At 56.7% G+C, this 14996-nt stretch carries 11 protein-coding genes; 4 read left to right on the forward strand and 7 right to left on the reverse strand.

Translation table 11 applies throughout. The annotated features are described in order from the left end of the window. Window positions 1–75 precede the first annotated feature (75 nt). Window positions 76–990 (reverse strand): hypothetical protein, encoded by a 915-nt coding sequence (locus Pr1d_RS16130; RefSeq protein WP_148074491.1) that lies wholly within the window; start codon window positions 988–990, stop codon window positions 76–78. Window positions 991–1804: 814 nt separating this feature from the next. On the opposite strand from Pr1d_RS16130, the gene Pr1d_RS16135 reads away from it, so the two are divergent. Beyond that, window positions 1805–2089: a hypothetical protein gene (locus tag Pr1d_RS16135; RefSeq protein WP_148074492.1), complete on the forward strand. Its 285-nt coding sequence runs from the start codon at window positions 1805–1807 to the stop codon at window positions 2087–2089. A gap of 87 nt (window positions 2090–2176) precedes the next feature. After that, window positions 2177–2986: a bifunctional DNA primase/polymerase gene (locus tag Pr1d_RS16140; protein ID WP_148074493.1), complete on the forward strand. Its 810-nt coding sequence runs from the start codon at window positions 2177–2179 to the stop codon at window positions 2984–2986. Here Pr1d_RS16140 and Pr1d_RS26735 read toward each other — a convergent pair. The 5 genes from Pr1d_RS26735 to Pr1d_RS16165 form a co-directional block, all read right to left on the reverse strand. Next, window positions 2886–3452, reverse strand: coding sequence for a putative toxin-antitoxin system toxin component, PIN family (locus Pr1d_RS26735; protein WP_148076419.1), 567 nt, complete (start codon window positions 3450–3452; stop codon window positions 2886–2888). The genes Pr1d_RS16140 and Pr1d_RS26735 overlap by 101 nt on opposite strands. 28 nt (window positions 3453–3480) lie before the next feature. Beyond that, the gene (locus Pr1d_RS16150) at window positions 3481–3738 is read right to left on the reverse strand and encodes a hypothetical protein (RefSeq protein WP_148074494.1); all 258 of its coding nucleotides are present in this window, start codon (window positions 3736–3738) and stop codon (window positions 3481–3483) included. Between the two features lie 73 nt (window positions 3739–3811). Next, entirely contained in the window at window positions 3812–4021 is a 210-nt protein-coding gene (locus Pr1d_RS16155) for a hypothetical protein (RefSeq protein WP_148074495.1), read from the reverse strand. After that, window positions 4002–4340: a hypothetical protein gene (locus Pr1d_RS16160; RefSeq protein ID WP_148074496.1), complete on the reverse strand. Its 339-nt coding sequence runs from the start codon at window positions 4338–4340 to the stop codon at window positions 4002–4004. The genes Pr1d_RS16155 and Pr1d_RS16160 overlap by 20 nt, the downstream gene beginning before the upstream one ends. Before the next feature lie 335 nt (window positions 4341–4675). Further along, window positions 4676–9562 carry a beta strand repeat-containing protein gene (locus tag Pr1d_RS16165; RefSeq protein ID WP_148074497.1) on the reverse strand — a complete coding sequence of 1629 codons (4887 nt, stop codon included), beginning with the start codon at window positions 9560–9562 and terminating at the stop codon, window positions 4676–4678. Between the two features lie 223 nt (window positions 9563–9785). Here Pr1d_RS16165 and Pr1d_RS16170 point away from each other — a divergent pair, with 223 nt between their 5' ends. Both Pr1d_RS16170 and Pr1d_RS16175 read left to right on the forward strand, forming a co-directional pair. Further along, window positions 9786–10586 (forward strand): helix-turn-helix transcriptional regulator, encoded by an 801-nt coding sequence (locus Pr1d_RS16170; RefSeq protein WP_148074498.1) that lies wholly within the window; start codon window positions 9786–9788, stop codon window positions 10584–10586. A gap of 695 nt (window positions 10587–11281) precedes the next feature. Continuing rightward, window positions 11282–14155 carry a hypothetical protein gene (locus Pr1d_RS16175; RefSeq protein WP_168205276.1) on the forward strand — a complete coding sequence of 958 codons (2874 nt, stop codon included), beginning with the start codon at window positions 11282–11284 and terminating at the stop codon, window positions 14153–14155. 178 nt (window positions 14156–14333) lie between these two features. Here Pr1d_RS16175 and Pr1d_RS16180 read toward each other — a convergent pair whose 3' ends face one another. After that, window positions 14334–14588 (reverse strand): transposase domain-containing protein, encoded by a 255-nt coding sequence (locus tag Pr1d_RS16180; protein ID WP_148074500.1) that lies wholly within the window; start codon window positions 14586–14588, stop codon window positions 14334–14336. Window positions 14589–14996: the final 408 nt, after the last annotated feature.

The raw sequence follows: 14996 nt of genomic DNA on the forward strand, positions 1-14996 counted from the left end.
GAAAGAACAACCACCGAGCTCCCGAGGACCTGGCTACTCGCCTCGGTCGTGGATGCATCTAGCAATCGGCGGGTCTCAGGGAGTCAGGATGGCTTCCAGCCAGTCATACACCACGTGTGGGTCAGCTAGTCCTCGGTCAAAGACTTCTCGTACATGCTTCTGCGTAAATCCCCACCGCAGAGCAAACTCGGCAATCTGCTGGCCATGTTTGCGCAACAGATAGCGAATCTCAGCTCCAGAAAGTGATTGCGGGCAATGACCGAGCGTCAGTTCAGCGGCCAAGTCAGGCAGAGCCAGCACTGCAAAGCGTGGTTCCCCAAAGCGGGTTTCCGTGACGTGAATACGTCCTTTGTCACGCAATTCTTTTAGTGCGGTGTGTACAGGATTGGCAAGCGGCTTACCCGAGTCAAACTCAGTCACGGAAAAATGACGGCGAAGCTCACTGGGTGTAAACTCCGTGCCAGGTGAGGCGGCCAAAAAGGCGAGCAGCTTTTTGCTCGATAGATGAGGGTCTTGACTAGCCGCATTGCCAGAGGAGTCCGCAACGCAAGGTACAGCAGAGTCAGCGACTGGATAGAGCAAGCCCACTGCCAACCATTGGGGAGACTCATCTCCGAAATCCAGGAGAACTTCTTGGCGGGCGTGGTTGATGTCGACGACTGTTCCACGTTGGAGGTTGTTTGGACCACACCTGGCTTCGACAATATCCTCTCGCTGGATGACCAATCGATGGGAGGGTCCCTCGATGTCCTCATGGATGCGGTCGACCGTGATGGTGTCGAGGTTGTGGAGCGAATCAGCGGAGGGCCAGAATTCTGGATCGCGGTTCTCGTAGACAATCTGCCGGTCTGGCCTCACCAGGGGAGGTGTTGAGGTAGGCGGCGGTGGTAGCGAGGTCTCAGTAGCCACCTGAACGGATTCTCGCTGGGGAGCTTCAGCCTTTGACGTATTCCCCGTGGCCTCAAAATCTATGGTTCGTTGTTGTTGCATGTTGATAATTGTTTTTCGGGTGTTATGTCGCCTCATGAAGAAAGTGTGATTTAAGAGATTCTTGCGCACCTGGTGCCGACGGCCATCAACGGCAGAAATTCCTGAGAGAAGCACTCTACTGGACTTCTGTTGCCCAATCCTCACGTGAAATCAAACTGAAGTAAAACACTAGCAGTGGACTAGTCAGTGGCTCTTGACCTGAGTGATCCAATCAGAAGGCACAGCGAGCATGCCCCCGAGTCAGTCTGCTGCCCAAAAAAAACATCGGACCAGAACGGCAGTTGAGCGCAATATCGAAGGGAGCGAACCGACAATAAAAGCCCGCTGCCACCGAGTCTCCTACTGGTGGCAACGGGCCGAGCAAGGAATCGGCGATGTTAGTTCCGCCGGTGGCATTGTCGAGTGCAGGTGGCGACGAAGCTTTTCGGTGATCTACGGAGGCGCGTGACGTGCCTTTTTAATCTCAGAACTTCTTTCAGAGTGTTGCCCGGATACGATACAAGTCCTGGATCAGTTGAAGAGGGGGAGCCCAACATCTTGATCACTACACCCTCCGCGATGCTCAAGGATCATTGATACCTTGTTGTAAGTGGTTTCGGCCAACGAAGTCCCTAGGGAAGTGCCAACGAGGAAACAAGAAAGAAGCAGAGCAGGTTCATTTGCTTAGCGTTTCAAAAAAGATATTATCAGGGGTACTGCTTCTCTGAACTTGCGACCCCCTCTGATAGGGGTGGTGGCAAGCCCACTGCGATGCACGCAGGCTAAGGGTTCGTTGAAATGGTATGCGTGTGAGGTTGTAAGAAAGGAGCCAATCATGGCTGCTCTAGCGAAGCAACAAGAGAGTAGTGCGAGTGAGAATGGACGGAAGCAACGCCCCGTGTGGACGAAGACAGGCTTTTCCCTGACGATTGCTTTGTTTGAGTTTCCCTCAGAGAATGGAGCTCCCAACTTCAGCGTGAAGTTGACGAGGACTTTCAAACGGGATGAAGAATCTCCATGGGAAAACAGCGAGCACTTAGGAGGCGGCGATTTCAACAGGGCCAGTCAGCTCTATGAGTACGCTGATGCGTTTGTTCAGTCCCGTCTGCAAGTGTTCTAGGATTCGCGAAAAGAGAACGAAAAGTTCTAGAATGTTTTTGCCCCTCGACACAACGTGCATCGCAGGGGCTTCCCCTTTTGAATTGTTATGGCTGACCAGTTAAATCAACACACAACCATAGTGAAAGAACAGAAAACACTTGGTGACGCCACGCGGGAGTATTTGACTCTAGGCTGGTCGGTGATTCCGCTACTCGGAAAGCTTCCTGCAATTCCTTGGAAAGTATATCAGGCAAGATGTGCCACGCCTGAAGAAGTCGAGGCATGGTTTTCTTCAGAAACAAAACCAACGGGAGTTGGCATTGTCACAGGAATTCTCTCCGGCCTGGTGGTCGTCGATTGCGACGCCCCAGACGATGCCGAGTTTTGGCAAGCAAGCTTTCCCAGCTCGCCGCTTACCGTCTCGACGGGGGGTGGTGGAGTTCATGTGTATTACCGGATGCCAAAAGATAACGATGTCAGAAACCGCATAAAGATTCTTGGCCGGCGGATTGATGTTCGTGGGGAAGGGGGGTATGCAACGTCTCCACCGTCGCTGCATCCAAGTGGCAAGCAGTACGCTTGGCTCAGCTTTGATACCAATACGATGCTCCCAGAATTTGATGCCGATTGGCTCATCGACAAGTCACAGCCAGCACGCCTTTCAAACAGTAAGCAAACCTCCCCCGTGCGAAACGCAGTCGCTTACATTCGCCGCATTCAGGCCAGGGCAGGGGAGGGGGGCCACAATGCCACTTTTAGGGCGGCGTGTAAGCTGCGTGATGCAGGCCTTTCAGCAGAGGAAGCTCTGATAGTGCTTAGCGATTGGAATGAAACCAACGCGACTCCCCCTTGGAGTCTAAAAGACCTGCGACACAAGGTTTGTTCGGCATTTGATTCGGCAGTGCATCGTCGTTAGTCAGTGGGACAACGTATTCAGCAAGGGGAGGCGACGCGAAGAGCTTCAAGGCTTCCGGTGGGGTGAGGATTTGCAAGAGGGGAAAGCGGCTCAAGAAGTCCTGTCCATCAGTCGTTGCGGGGTCCCGGAATGACAACAAATCCTTATCGCGGGAGACGATCAGCGAAGCCTTCGCGGCGACGGCTAGGTCGTCGTAGGGGGCGTCTTTGGGGTCGCGTGGAAAATCGAAGACGTGGGGAACGTCGTCAAGCTTCTCTGCGAATGCGTGCAGCCGGGTGATGAAGCGATCGACAACTTCTGAGGGGATGCGGTATTTGGCGGCAAATTCAGCGTTGCTGGTGACGCGACGTAATTCGTCAAAGCCGTAGTCGGAGATAACCAGCGGAATTTTCTTTGCAGCACCAAGTCGAGCAGGTGGGCGGCTGGGCCGCGAGAAGACATCAGCGATTGCAGGTAGACGTTGCAGTCAAATCCGACGCGCTGCATGATTTGGTTCAGGACCTGGCCGTTTTACGTTCATAACGTAACTCGTGCTTGATACGTTCGAAATCTTCGACCGCTTCGTCTTCAGTGATGCCAAGCTTTTCCATGCGTGGGTAAACCGGAGCCATGAGTTCCCGCAGGTCGGCTAGCGGGTCGAGTGTGCGGGTCACGGCTTCGAGGACGATTTCTGCGGGAGAAGTTCCTTGGGTCCTGGCGGCCTCGGTGACCTTGGCGGCTAACGGGTCGGGGATTTCAACGTGGATGGTCATACTTTTCTCCTCTCTCTGTGGTGTACCCCACGGCCTGAGCCGTGGTCAAGTTTTCTCTGCAAGGGTGGAATGCTCATTTGGCGTCCTCCTGGTTGTCACCCAGGACACCCAGAAGAAGTCGAGTGCAACGCAGAGAGGCCTCGGCGTCGTTGAGTTCGTCGGCGAGGAATCTCTCGATGTGGGTGGCCGCGAGCAGATTTCCAAAGGCCAGGAGGTTGGTTTCGTACTCAGCAAGCATCGCGTACATTTCGTAGGTTAGCTGCTCAGCGTTGTCGTCGCTCATGAGATAATAAAACTCTTTGGCGAGAATAAATAACCAATCCACGAGTCATAGTTTCATCAGGGCCTCCTGGGGGATTGGTCGCGAGCGATTTCGGTAATTCGCCGGTCCACGTCGTCCCAATCGGCTGGCTGGCATCGTGGAGGATGGATTCTAGCAAGCTGATGTCCGGTTCCGGTAAGTTGTCGTGAAACTCTTGCTCCAGTGAAGAGGTTAATCTACCTGCCGGCAAGCATTCTGCTTTGCCTTGCCAGGCAAATAGCCATGCTCGTTCTCCTGTCAGCCAGTTCAGAATGCAAGAAGTAGCCAAGTTGGTTGTCATGAATTCCTGCAAGTTGTGTTAGACGTTAAGAGCCGAACGTCGGCTCTTTTTTGATTCCTGCCAATCGTAGAATCAAAAAGTGACCACTCAGAGGGGGTGGACCCAACCTAAAGAAATTCTGCTGCGAGTCGGGAATGGGATCTCTTGGACGAAGCGACTACATCCGCAGTATCTATGCTAAGGACAATAAACAGGCACCTGAAATCAGGAAGCAGGCGTTCGCCAATTCATGAGTAGTAGGGGAATCCCTCATAGCTGGATGGGTTGAAGTGTTTCGTGCGACGGCCGGAAGCAGCAACGGAGTCTTGCCTATTTTGCATCATACCCGTGTCGGTTCAGCCCAACTTCGGAGTCAAGCCGACCAACAGGCCACGAGTCATAATTGGCCACGAAAGCTCCCATGTCGGAATCCACCGAGCGCCACCGATTTGACTACGGTTTTGGCTTTCGGTATCTGCCGTCTGTGGTGGTGACCTCTGCGCTGATGGGCAGATTCCCCGAGCTAGCGGATGATGCACCCGCTGTGAGACAGAATTACGTCGAAGATCAATATGGGTGAGCGTCACCGTTGAGACACCGTAGCCTAACTTTTCGGCTAGGCAACCTCGGCGCAGGCGGTGCAAGAGTAATACACCGCCAAGGGACGCCAGCCAAGCGGTTGAAGGTTCGGGCACGGCGGTTGAGGTTGGCACGGTTTTGTTTTGAGAACCGTAGTTCGTTTGCCAGTCGGTCAAATCATTGGCGTCAAAACTGGTGCCCAATTCGCGTTGCCAGAGCAGGAAATCGCCGCCGTCGACGATGCCGTCGCTGTTGAAGTCGCCGGGTGGAAACGGGAGTTCGGTGTCAAATGTAATCCGCAATACGTCGCGGTTCACACCGGTAGGGTTCTCGGCGTCGATCGTCGCGGGGTCGAGCAGGTTCAAAATCTCATGCGAGAAAGTCATGCCATCGACAATCGGAAAGGCGAAATCGAGCGATCCGTCTAAAATGATTTGGTCGGCCGACAGGATGTCGAAGAAGTTGCCTTCGCCCGGCACAAATCCTTCTTGCAACATGACGCTTATCTCGACGACCCCGTCGAGCGTGAGCGTATCGAACACGTGTACCTGATCGTACTGGGTGGTGTAAGACCCGGTACGCGATTCGACGTTCACTCGACTTGCATTCGGAGCGAAGCTGTTGACATTGGTGCCAACCAGGTCGAACTCGATCGCCGTCCCGTCAAGCGTGGTAGGCGCATCGAAGAAAAAGCCCCCCACGGTGGTCGACGCTTGCGAAGGGGCGAGCACGGCGGAGTCGCCCATGGCGATGGAGCTGACGATCATCTCGCCGTGCCCCTCAATGCGATTGTCGACATTCGCAAAGGCAAACGCGCCAGTGACCATGGGGCTGACGTCTGCACCGTTGGGGAAGTAGGCAAGTGTGCCGCCGCCAGAGAGCGTCAAGTCGTTGCCGAGGATGAGGTCAGGGTTCGCCGAGTTGGTGAACGACATCCGGCCCTCGTTCACAAAGGTACCAGTCACTGTGACGGTCTGCACCGTGGTGATACCGGCATTGGTCACGTCCTCGAAGAATACGGGGTTACCGTTGGTGGTGATGCGCCCGTCCTGGTCGGTGACGAGAGTGACTCCTTGCAGTCGAGTACTAAACATTCGGATCAGGCTGCCTGCGCCAACCGCTTCGATGGTGCCCCCCTCGATAGCGACGGGGGAAAATAGGTTCATCTCGCCATCGCTAGAGGCCCGCAAGGTGCCGCCGTTGACGAACTGAGCCGCGCCCGCGCCCACCGTCATCTGGGTGCCTGACACATTGGCCTCGATCACGCCTAGGTTCGTCAAAGTGCCACCGATTACGCGTATGACGCCACGGCCGGTGATGTGTTGGCCGGCGCCGATCTGCAGGTCCGCGTCGCCGCCGCCGGTAGAAATGACTCCATGCATCTGGATCTCACCCGCACCCTCGATCGACAGCGGATCGCCGAATGGGGCTTGTAGCGCTGTATTCGAATTAGAGCCGCCGCCGCTCTCGAGCACAATCCGCCCGTTGTTTTCCACCACGCCCCCGTGGACCGTCAGGCGCACTTCGGGCGTGATTCGCAGCTCGTCGTCTGGGTCGAGCCGCACCTGTCCCACATTGATGGTGGCCGGGTTACTGCTCGAGTTGCGGTCGACGGAAACGACCGACGCGGTCGCATCACCAGAATCGACGAGCGCGATGTCGGTTTGGTTGGGGACGAAGCCGGTGCTCCAGTTCTCGCCATCGTGCCAGTTGCCGGTCCCGCCGATCCACACGGGGCCCTCGGGCGAAATCGTCGAAAACAGAGTCACGTCGTTCCCGTCGCCGCCGGCGTAGGTGATGAACAGGTTGGTGTCGTTAAATGTGCCAACCAGGGCGCCTTCGCCGAGCCCATTGAACTGGCCGCTAAGCGCGCCTCCGACCTCGAAGATAGGGTAGGTCTGGTCGTTGGAGAGAGTCAGGCCGCTTATCAGCGAAACCGAAAGCCCGCCCGACAGGGTAGCGTCGCCGGCAAGTACGAACTGGTCGAACTGCCCGGTAGCGGAGCCGCCGATCTCGAAAAAGGAGGACGAGTTTTCTCCAAGTACAAGGTTTCCGCCAAGGGAAACCGAGGCGGGCGAGTCGCCGGGGTGGACTTCGCCATCGAGCTGCAGGGTCCCGCCACCAGTGATGCCTCCTGCGCCCGAATACGTGCCACTCACGAAGACCATCGCGCCGGGGTCGATCTTAAATGTTCCCGATTGACTAAGGTTTGATTGAAAGACGATTGAGTCGCCGGTGCCGACATTGATGAGACCCGTGTTGGTGACTTCGTCCGCGAACCTCAGCGGCCCGCTGATCGTGCCCACGTTGCTGACAGGGCCAACGATAGTCGCTTGGTCGACGGTGCTGTCGAGTTGTGATCCCGTGTCCAGGTTGATACCGCCCCCAGCATTGGCAGCCACAAACGTGGGATCTGAGCCGAAATGACTAATCTCTAGCAATGCGCCGGTCCGGAGGTTGAGTTCGCCGCCGACGATTATCTTGCCACCCGAGACAGCCGTTAGCGTCCCGTGATTCTCCACGTCACCGGTGACGTCCAGAGAGACGCCGTTTCCGCTCGCGGACATTAGCCCGCGGTGCACCAGTCTACCTTGGATGCTCAACGTCCCTACGGGGCTGAGAAAGCTGCCGCTGTTGGCAATGACATCGCCGATCACGGTCCCCGTTCCGTGGACCCTGCCGTTGCTTAGGACCTGCAGCCCACCGGCCGCGTCAACAGTTGCATTGCCATCGAGCTTTAGATCCGCGATCGGCCCTACACCTCCGCCAACGCGGAGGATGCCGTTAGAGTGGAGTTCGCCGCCTACTGGGAGGTGTATCTCTCCTTGATTCGAGATATTTCCAAGCACCATCATTCCGCTAGCGGCGTCAACCTCCACGACGCCGAGGTTCACCAGGACTCCCGCAATCTGGCTGACGCCGGCGATTTCGCCGCCGGTCTCAATGAGTACATCGCCAGCTAGATTTCCGCCTGTCACTCGGCCATTCTCGTGGACCTCGAATCCCTCGACGGCGGTAAGCGTTGTTCCGCTCGCGATTTGCAAGGTGCTTTCGCCGCTGCCGCCGCCCACTTCCAAAAACTTGACAGTCCGGCTGTTTGCCAACACGACCGCTGTGTCCGCGTCCGTGCTGATCGACGCTCGGTGCAGAACAGTAGGAGCAAAGGCAAGCGTCCAGTTATTCCCCTGTGTGAAATCGCCATCGGTCTCCGAACGGTAACGTAAATCCGGGGTGAATAGCCGGGCCTGGGTCGAACCGTCACCCATGACGGCCAGGTAGGCAACCTGGCCGCTGCCGCTGTTAAACGCGTTGGCGGCGACGGAGAAGTCGGCCACTTCGGCGCTCGCCGCGCTGGGACTGCTTGTCACAACCTGCACTAAGTCGATGCCGTCACCCAGAAAATAGCCGCGACCCGCCCCACCACCCGCTGTGGGGAACAACGTGCTTTCGAAGCCAACAATGTTGGAGTCGGTGAACGTGGACAGGGCCAATTCGTCTAGCACATAGTCCCCTGCAGGAGTTAGATCGCCAGTCGCGGCAACAGGGCGCAACACCCCGGCGTTGGGCTCATTGGCATAGGCCGAGAGGATGATAGCCTGATTGGGATCGGAGTTGCCATCTAATTGCGCTATGAACGCGACATTCTGTGTGTCGTTAATCAGCACCTCGCGCTCAAAGCCGTGGTGGAACCCTGTTGCACTGGTATCTCCGAATTCACTAATGACCTCGATGCCCGCTGAAGTATGAACGAGGATATTCTGCTCGAAGGTGATTGGGTCGTACGCCTGCATTGCGACCTGGTCAAGATTGTTGATCGCCGGGGTCGCCGAGCCGAACGCTAGATTCGGGAGATCGGCTAGGCGAATCAAATCGAAGGAGGTCCCGTTGGGAACGGCGAGGAAGTATTGCCTCCGACTTCCTTGTGAGATGTCGGCGACGACTCCGAAAGCCACGTTCCCCGATTCATTGGCGTGCGAGAACGTCGTGAATTGATCGGTGCCGATAAAGGTAAAAATTTCACCCCCGGTGGGAAGCGACTGCCCTTGCGTGGCAACGACCCTGAGCGTCGCTCCATCGCCGACCAGGAGGCTTTGTTCAACGATGCCCGAGTTCGCTGTGAAGACGACTTCGCCCGCCAGGTTCGATTGATCGGAGATATCGCCTAACTCTGGGAAGACCTCCCCGACGCCCTCGCGGGCGATCTCAGCAACTTGCCCTGAATCGAATCGAAGAAGGGACGGAACCACGCTCGAGCCATCGACCACCTGGCTAGTGAAATGAGCTTCGCCATTCGTGTTGAGCCCCCTAAGCTCAAACGGCCCGAGGGTGTCGGTCCCGCTGCCAAACGTGGCGCCGCTGCGGACGAGCTCGCTGGTTGTTCCGCTGGAGAGTTGCAAGATCGCGCGGTTGTTGGTGGCGTCGATCCCGGCGCCGTTGAGCTCGACTTGGTAGGTGAGGGCGCCGAAATCGTCGACCAATATTGGTCCAATGACTTGGCTAATCTGCCCGCCCCCCGCGGCCGCGTCCCCTTGCTTCACGACGATTTCTTGGCGCCCCTGCGCCGACGCGATTTCCATGGTGACGAGCAGCAGCGTTGTTTGCAAAAGGGCGACAATGCTCCGTCTCGCAATTGCGCCTTCGCAGAATCGATGCGGGAAAGTCATTCCACTTCTCGTTTCACTGTGGTTTCGGCGAACACATGAAAACTTGGCCGCAAAACAGTTCTCGCTAGAGCGCCCAAATTTATCGTTAAAAATAGGCTTGAAAGTGACCGCTAGATTATTGACCGCCACCGGGCCGGCCGCCATACTCGTAAACACGGGTACCGCGATTCTCCGGCGAATGTAGCGCCTCACATCACCAATCCTCTAGCCCAGTTGTGAGCCGATGGGTGAACCAAGCAGCTTACGCCTGAGCGACATGCGGGCCATCTTTCAACTCGTGGGGCAGTGTCGTGAGTTGCGGCTCGACTCGACCATCTGGCGGCGACACATGCTTGTCGAACTCGCGGGGCTCACTGGCGGGCAGGTCGCCATGGGGGGACCCGCCGCGCTGCGGGGCAATCAACTGCAGCCCGACCCCGCGCCGCTGGTCGATCTTGGATGGAATGGCGAACGCGAACGTGGCGTGTTCGAGCAGTTCCTCCAGCACGGCGTGCATCAACACGATCCATCTTTGACTTCCTTTGGCAAACAGATTGCCAGCCTGTCGCGGAGCCACAATCTCCTCACACGCAGCCGCTCGCAGCTTGCCAGTGATCGCAGTTGGTACAATAGCCAAGCATATTGCGACTACCGACGGAAATCGGGAACGGACGATTCTATGATGTCCGTCGCCAGGCTGCCCGACGGGCAGTGGCACGCAATTCTGCTCTGTCGCCCACCCGGCGAGAAGAGATTCTCCGATCGGGATCTCCAACTGCTAAACTTGTTTCACGACGAGCTGAGGCCATATCTTCAAACCGAGTTGGCCCCGCCAGAAAGCAATCCGGTTTCTAGCCTGACGCCCCGTTTGAGGGAAGTGCTCGATTGCCTGCTAGAAGGAGAGGCCGAGAAGCAAACGGCCCTGCGGCTCGGCCTTTCGCCTCAGACGGTCAATCAATACGTGAAGGCAATCTACCGCAGCTTAAAGGTACACAGCCGCGCCGAGCTGATGGCCCTTGTACTTCGCAATCCGTTTACTAGATAGAAGCAATCGGCGACAAGCTCGATCGAAGAGCAAGTCTATTTAACTACGGCCGGTTTTGGTTGGCGACCTGGTAAATCGGCCATTGTGGGAGATTCGCGAAAAACGCGACACGTCACAGAGAACTACGCAATACTGCCTTAACCAAGCAAATGAGTGCCGGTTTGTGCTGCGTTGGTGCCCGAAGTTGGACCAACACCAGCGAGTTGGCCGGTCGGCTAAGTCGCAGCGGTCTTGTTCGAGAAGTGACACCGCTGCACCTTGGCAGAAGTTCTTCCAGCGGTCGGGTGATGCAACCGCCTTGATTTAGAGCGATGTCGAACTGACAGCAGTGCGAAGACCGCTCCGGGAGGTGGCGGGTACTTGTAGCAGCGACCAAAGGTTTCCCCAACCACTTTCAGCAAAACGGCTTACGGGCCGATTCCGGCTTTCTTCTTGACGCTAGGTTCCCCTAAAAACGCCCCAAAATCTTCCCGACGTGATTACCACGGGGAAGGGCCGCTTGTTATACTCACAGGAATGCGAATTCCCGCAGCGTGCGTATGTCCAATACCTTTCCCTGATCCGACTCACGGCAAGGCAACTCACCAAGCCGTAAAACAGATTCCCAGACCTATTCTAAGTTGCATTTAGCCACGGCAAGATATCGAACTAATCCCGGCCTCGTTAGTCCCTTGATCACCATGCGGAGTAGTCTCGTGAAACGCTTACTACCTGACCGCAAATTCGATAAGCTTTTCCGCTTTGCACAGTTCTTGTTTTGGGCGACGCTTATCTCTCCGACCTACGCGGTGGAGAAACTCCACACTTTCACTTTCGCTGGGCAAACACCGATAACCACAACCACGCTCATTCAGGAAGGCTTCTCTTTCGAAGGCGAGCTGATTGGGGTCCAGGTCAGTGCAAGCTTTACGAATCTGCTATCTAGCACCTTTGTTGCTGACACGCCGATCGATAACGTATCGCTAACACTTGAGGCGGAGCAGGCAATGAGCGTAACGCTTCCGTGGGGATCGTTCACGGTCGACCTAAACGGCCCTCCAGTACTATCAACGATAAATGACCTTGAAATCGACGATTTGTTTACCTTGAGCACGATCATCGAAGGCGTGGGTGGTGAGACTTTTTCTCCTGTGAGTCTCCAAAGCGGTCAAGATATTCCGATCACGATCAACTGGGCCCCAACCGTCCCGATAACGGTCCGTAATTTCTTTACGGAGCTTCCGGTGTTGCAAGGGAACGGTTTCTTTGGCGGGACGAGCTTGATGAACATCACCCTGAGTCCCATCGTGCAAGATATTCCCGAGGGCTGGATCAATCCTGACGGAGGCGCCTTTCAGACAGGAGCCAACTGGAGCAACGGGGCGTCGCCAACCAGCGGCGAAGCAGCCATATTCAACATACCGGCAGTTTACACCGTTGATTTGAGCTCGGACGTTCGCAACAGCATGGCGAAGGTCCAGAATGGCGCCGTAAAACTCAGCGTTGAAGACTCCAAATACGAAGTTGACCAACTCAATGTCATTGCCGCGCCTGGGCAAACAGCTTTGTTGACCGTGGACCGTGCCAATGTGGAATCGACGGCCCAACAGGGGATTTTCGCTCGGGAGATCGTGGTCGGTGCGAACAGCACCTTAAGAACCGGTGACTTCGATCAGTTGTTCGAGAGCGACCCCAACAATCCTCTGGTCAACGCCAGGGAGTTTGTCCGCGTCGAGCAAGGGGGAAAGATGGAGGTCTTGAGCCTCAGTATCACCGGCCCAGGACCCAGCAACGGTGTGGCGCTTGCCCAGGTGCGGGGATTCGGATCGGCCATGAAGGCCGGCTATATCAACGTCGGACAACCAATGGTGAGTGGCGGGGGTCCTGGCACCGCGGGACGTCTTGAAGTGACCAATGGCGGCAAGATCACTAGTCCCGATGTTGCCCTACAGATTGTTGTTGATTCGGGCGACGCCACCCTCCAGGGTTCGCTGCTTCTCTCAGGAGTAGCGACCTCAGGAGGCGACACTGCAGTGAGCGAAATCGAAGCTACCATAATCATCATCGGTAACTCGGGACGCGGGCGGTTCGATTTGGGCGAGGGTGCCTTGATGGAAGTCGACAAGCTAGTCCTGGGGCAAAGCAGAAACCTCAATGTCGGGACCGAGTCGTACGGCCAGGCGAACATCAGCGGGACGGGGACGATTCTTCGATCGTTCGGTCGCGACTTCGCAAGCATCATCGTAGGAGACCGAGGTCGTGGAGAGCTTACGATTACCGAGGGGGCGCATGTGGAAGCCTCGATTCAACTCGCCGCAAACTCTGACGAAGGCCCACAGCAAGGCATCGTTAATATCGGTGGCGCGGGAACCCGCTTAAAAGGTGTGGTGCTCAACGTTGGGAGTAAGGGCGCGGGCGAGATGAAGGTGATGGACGGCGCTGTGGTTGAAAACCAAATTGCGGTGATCGGAGAGCTAGATGGAAGCCTGGGATTGTTGAGTATTACCGGTGCCGAGACGCGCTTCCTATCAGAGCTCCAGCTCACCATCGGTGGGGATACCCAGCAGACCGGCAGCGCTCGGATGACGCTATCCGAGGGTGCCCAGGCGACAATTCTTGAACCCGATGACACGGATGGCCGAGTGAGAATCGGCAATCAAGGCGTGCTGGAGGTCGAGTCGGGTGCCTCGCTTATTGCGAAGACGATCGATGTCAACGGCGGAGACATCTTCATCAAAGATGCTAACTCAACACTCCTATCAGACTTCGGACTGACTCTCGATGGAACCCTGAGCGTCTCCGAGGGACTCGCGACGGTCAAAGGAGGACAGCCCCTAACGATCGAGTCGCAAGGTGTAGCTAACGTCACAGAAGGGGGCGCCGTCCGAACCGCCAGACTCTCAATCGATCAGGGAGGTGAGTTCCTTGTCACCGGCGAGGGGTCGCAGTTGATCCTCGACGCCTCGCTGTCGAACGGACCCGCAGCCGATGAAACCCTCCTCGCTGGCGCGATGGCCGTGTCCGGCCGACTCACCATCAACCAGAACGGACTGGTTGCAGCGGAACGGGTCGTCGTCGAACAGGGGGGGCGGATCGATGGCAACGGCGGCGTGATCGACGCGGGAGAGACACGCCTCGCTGGCAACGCTTTCTTCAACCAGGGCTTGGTTGCAGCGGGTGCGTCGCCCGGAAAACTCACCATCGAAGGCGACTTCGTCCAGGAAGAGACCGGCATCATCGAGATCGAGATCGCAGGACTCCTGCCGGGCGTTGAACATGACGTCCTGGAAATTACCGGCGAAGCCGTGATCGACGGTTTCGTCGTGCTGCAATTCGTCGAGGGTTTTGCTCCCTCTCAGGGAGATGTGCTCAAGTACCTTCAAGTGGGCGAGTTTGCCGACCTGACAGGAGTCGACTACGAGGTCCGCGGTTTGCTTCCCGGATTCGAATTTGAGATATCTCGCGACCCCCTCAGCGGTGGCTTCCAGATGCTCGCCCTCAATGATGGCTTCGCTGTACCCGAGCCAGCATCTGCGTGCATCGCTCTCGTCTGCAGTGTTTGCCTTGTTCTTCGAAAACGAGCCTGGTAGATGGCTCGCGGGTGGGGCCTTACGATCTGAGGCGGACGGGTCTACTGGACAAGCTATCACGTGTCACTGAGGGGGTTGATGCACCGTAGCGTATGTACCCACTCAACAGGCACGTCTGCACAACTTGACGCCGAGGTTGGACCACCGAATGGTGTGCGCTCAGTGAACCCCAGCCGCGTTACTGCCCCGCCACCGGCTCGGCCTCGTCGTCGGCCTTCCAGACGTCGGGTAGGAACTGCGCGAGCTCGGCTGCCGACGTCTGGCCGATCTTGGCCAGCACGCTGGTCAGATACCGCTGCGGATCGACACCGTGCCGTTCGCAACTGGCGATCAGACTCCACAGCCGCGCGTGGTTCGCACCGGCCCGGTCGTTGCCGGCAAACAGTGGTGTAGGCCCGGGAGTTTCACCCGGGCCCCAACTGTCTAGCGACAATTAGTTTTCCCTCTCCGCGACAATTAGAAATCCCCTGCTAGCTGACGAGCGTGGGGTTTGTGCTATCGCGTTGGCGATACCTCGGTTGCACTCGTTCTCTTTCGCTCGCCGAAACGTTTAACCTTCAGATCAAAGGAATAGAGAAGAGGGGCCCGTAATGCTCCACCGAGAAATGGCGTCATCACGCCCGACGCCCATTGACAATCATCGGTACATCTTCGTGGAGTGAGTTACCTCAGTACCACGCAAAACTCGCTTCCAGTTGCTGGTCAGGCTCTACTGGACGGGGTTCGCACCCGCAAGGTTCCGCTGAAAGGTTTCAGATCTGCAAATTACATTTCATTCCCCTTTCCCAAGCTTTGCTTGGCGCAATTGATGCAACCGACGCGAGTTCCAGAGTCGCGATTC

Origin of the sequence: Bythopirellula goksoeyrii (assembly GCF_008065115.1) — a bacterium.
Lineage (GTDB): Bacteria > Planctomycetota > Planctomycetia > Pirellulales > Lacipirellulaceae > Bythopirellula > Bythopirellula goksoeyrii.

Coding starts and splice junctions, on each gene's coding strand:
- Pr1d_RS16130 (WP_148074491.1), bottom strand. CDS start 990: ATGCAACAACAACGAACCATAGATTTTGAGGCCACGGGGAATACGTCA.
- Pr1d_RS16135 (WP_148074492.1), top strand. CDS start 1,805: ATGGCTGCTCTAGCGAAGCAACAAGAGAGTAGTGCGAGTGAGAATGGA.
- Pr1d_RS16140 (WP_148074493.1), top strand. CDS start 2,177: ATGGCTGACCAGTTAAATCAACACACAACCATAGTGAAAGAACAGAAA.
- Pr1d_RS16150 (WP_148074494.1), bottom strand. CDS start 3,738: ATGACCATCCACGTTGAAATCCCCGACCCGTTAGCCGCCAAGGTCACC.
- Pr1d_RS16155 (WP_148074495.1), bottom strand. CDS start 4,021: ATGAGCGACGACAACGCTGAGCAGCTAACCTACGAAATGTACGCGATG.
- Pr1d_RS16160 (WP_148074496.1), bottom strand. CDS start 4,340: ATGACAACCAACTTGGCTACTTCTTGCATTCTGAACTGGCTGACAGGA.
- Pr1d_RS16165 (WP_148074497.1), bottom strand. CDS start 9,562: ATGACTTTCCCGCATCGATTCTGCGAAGGCGCAATTGCGAGACGGAGC.
- Pr1d_RS16170 (WP_148074498.1), top strand. CDS start 9,786: ATGGGTGAACCAAGCAGCTTACGCCTGAGCGACATGCGGGCCATCTTT.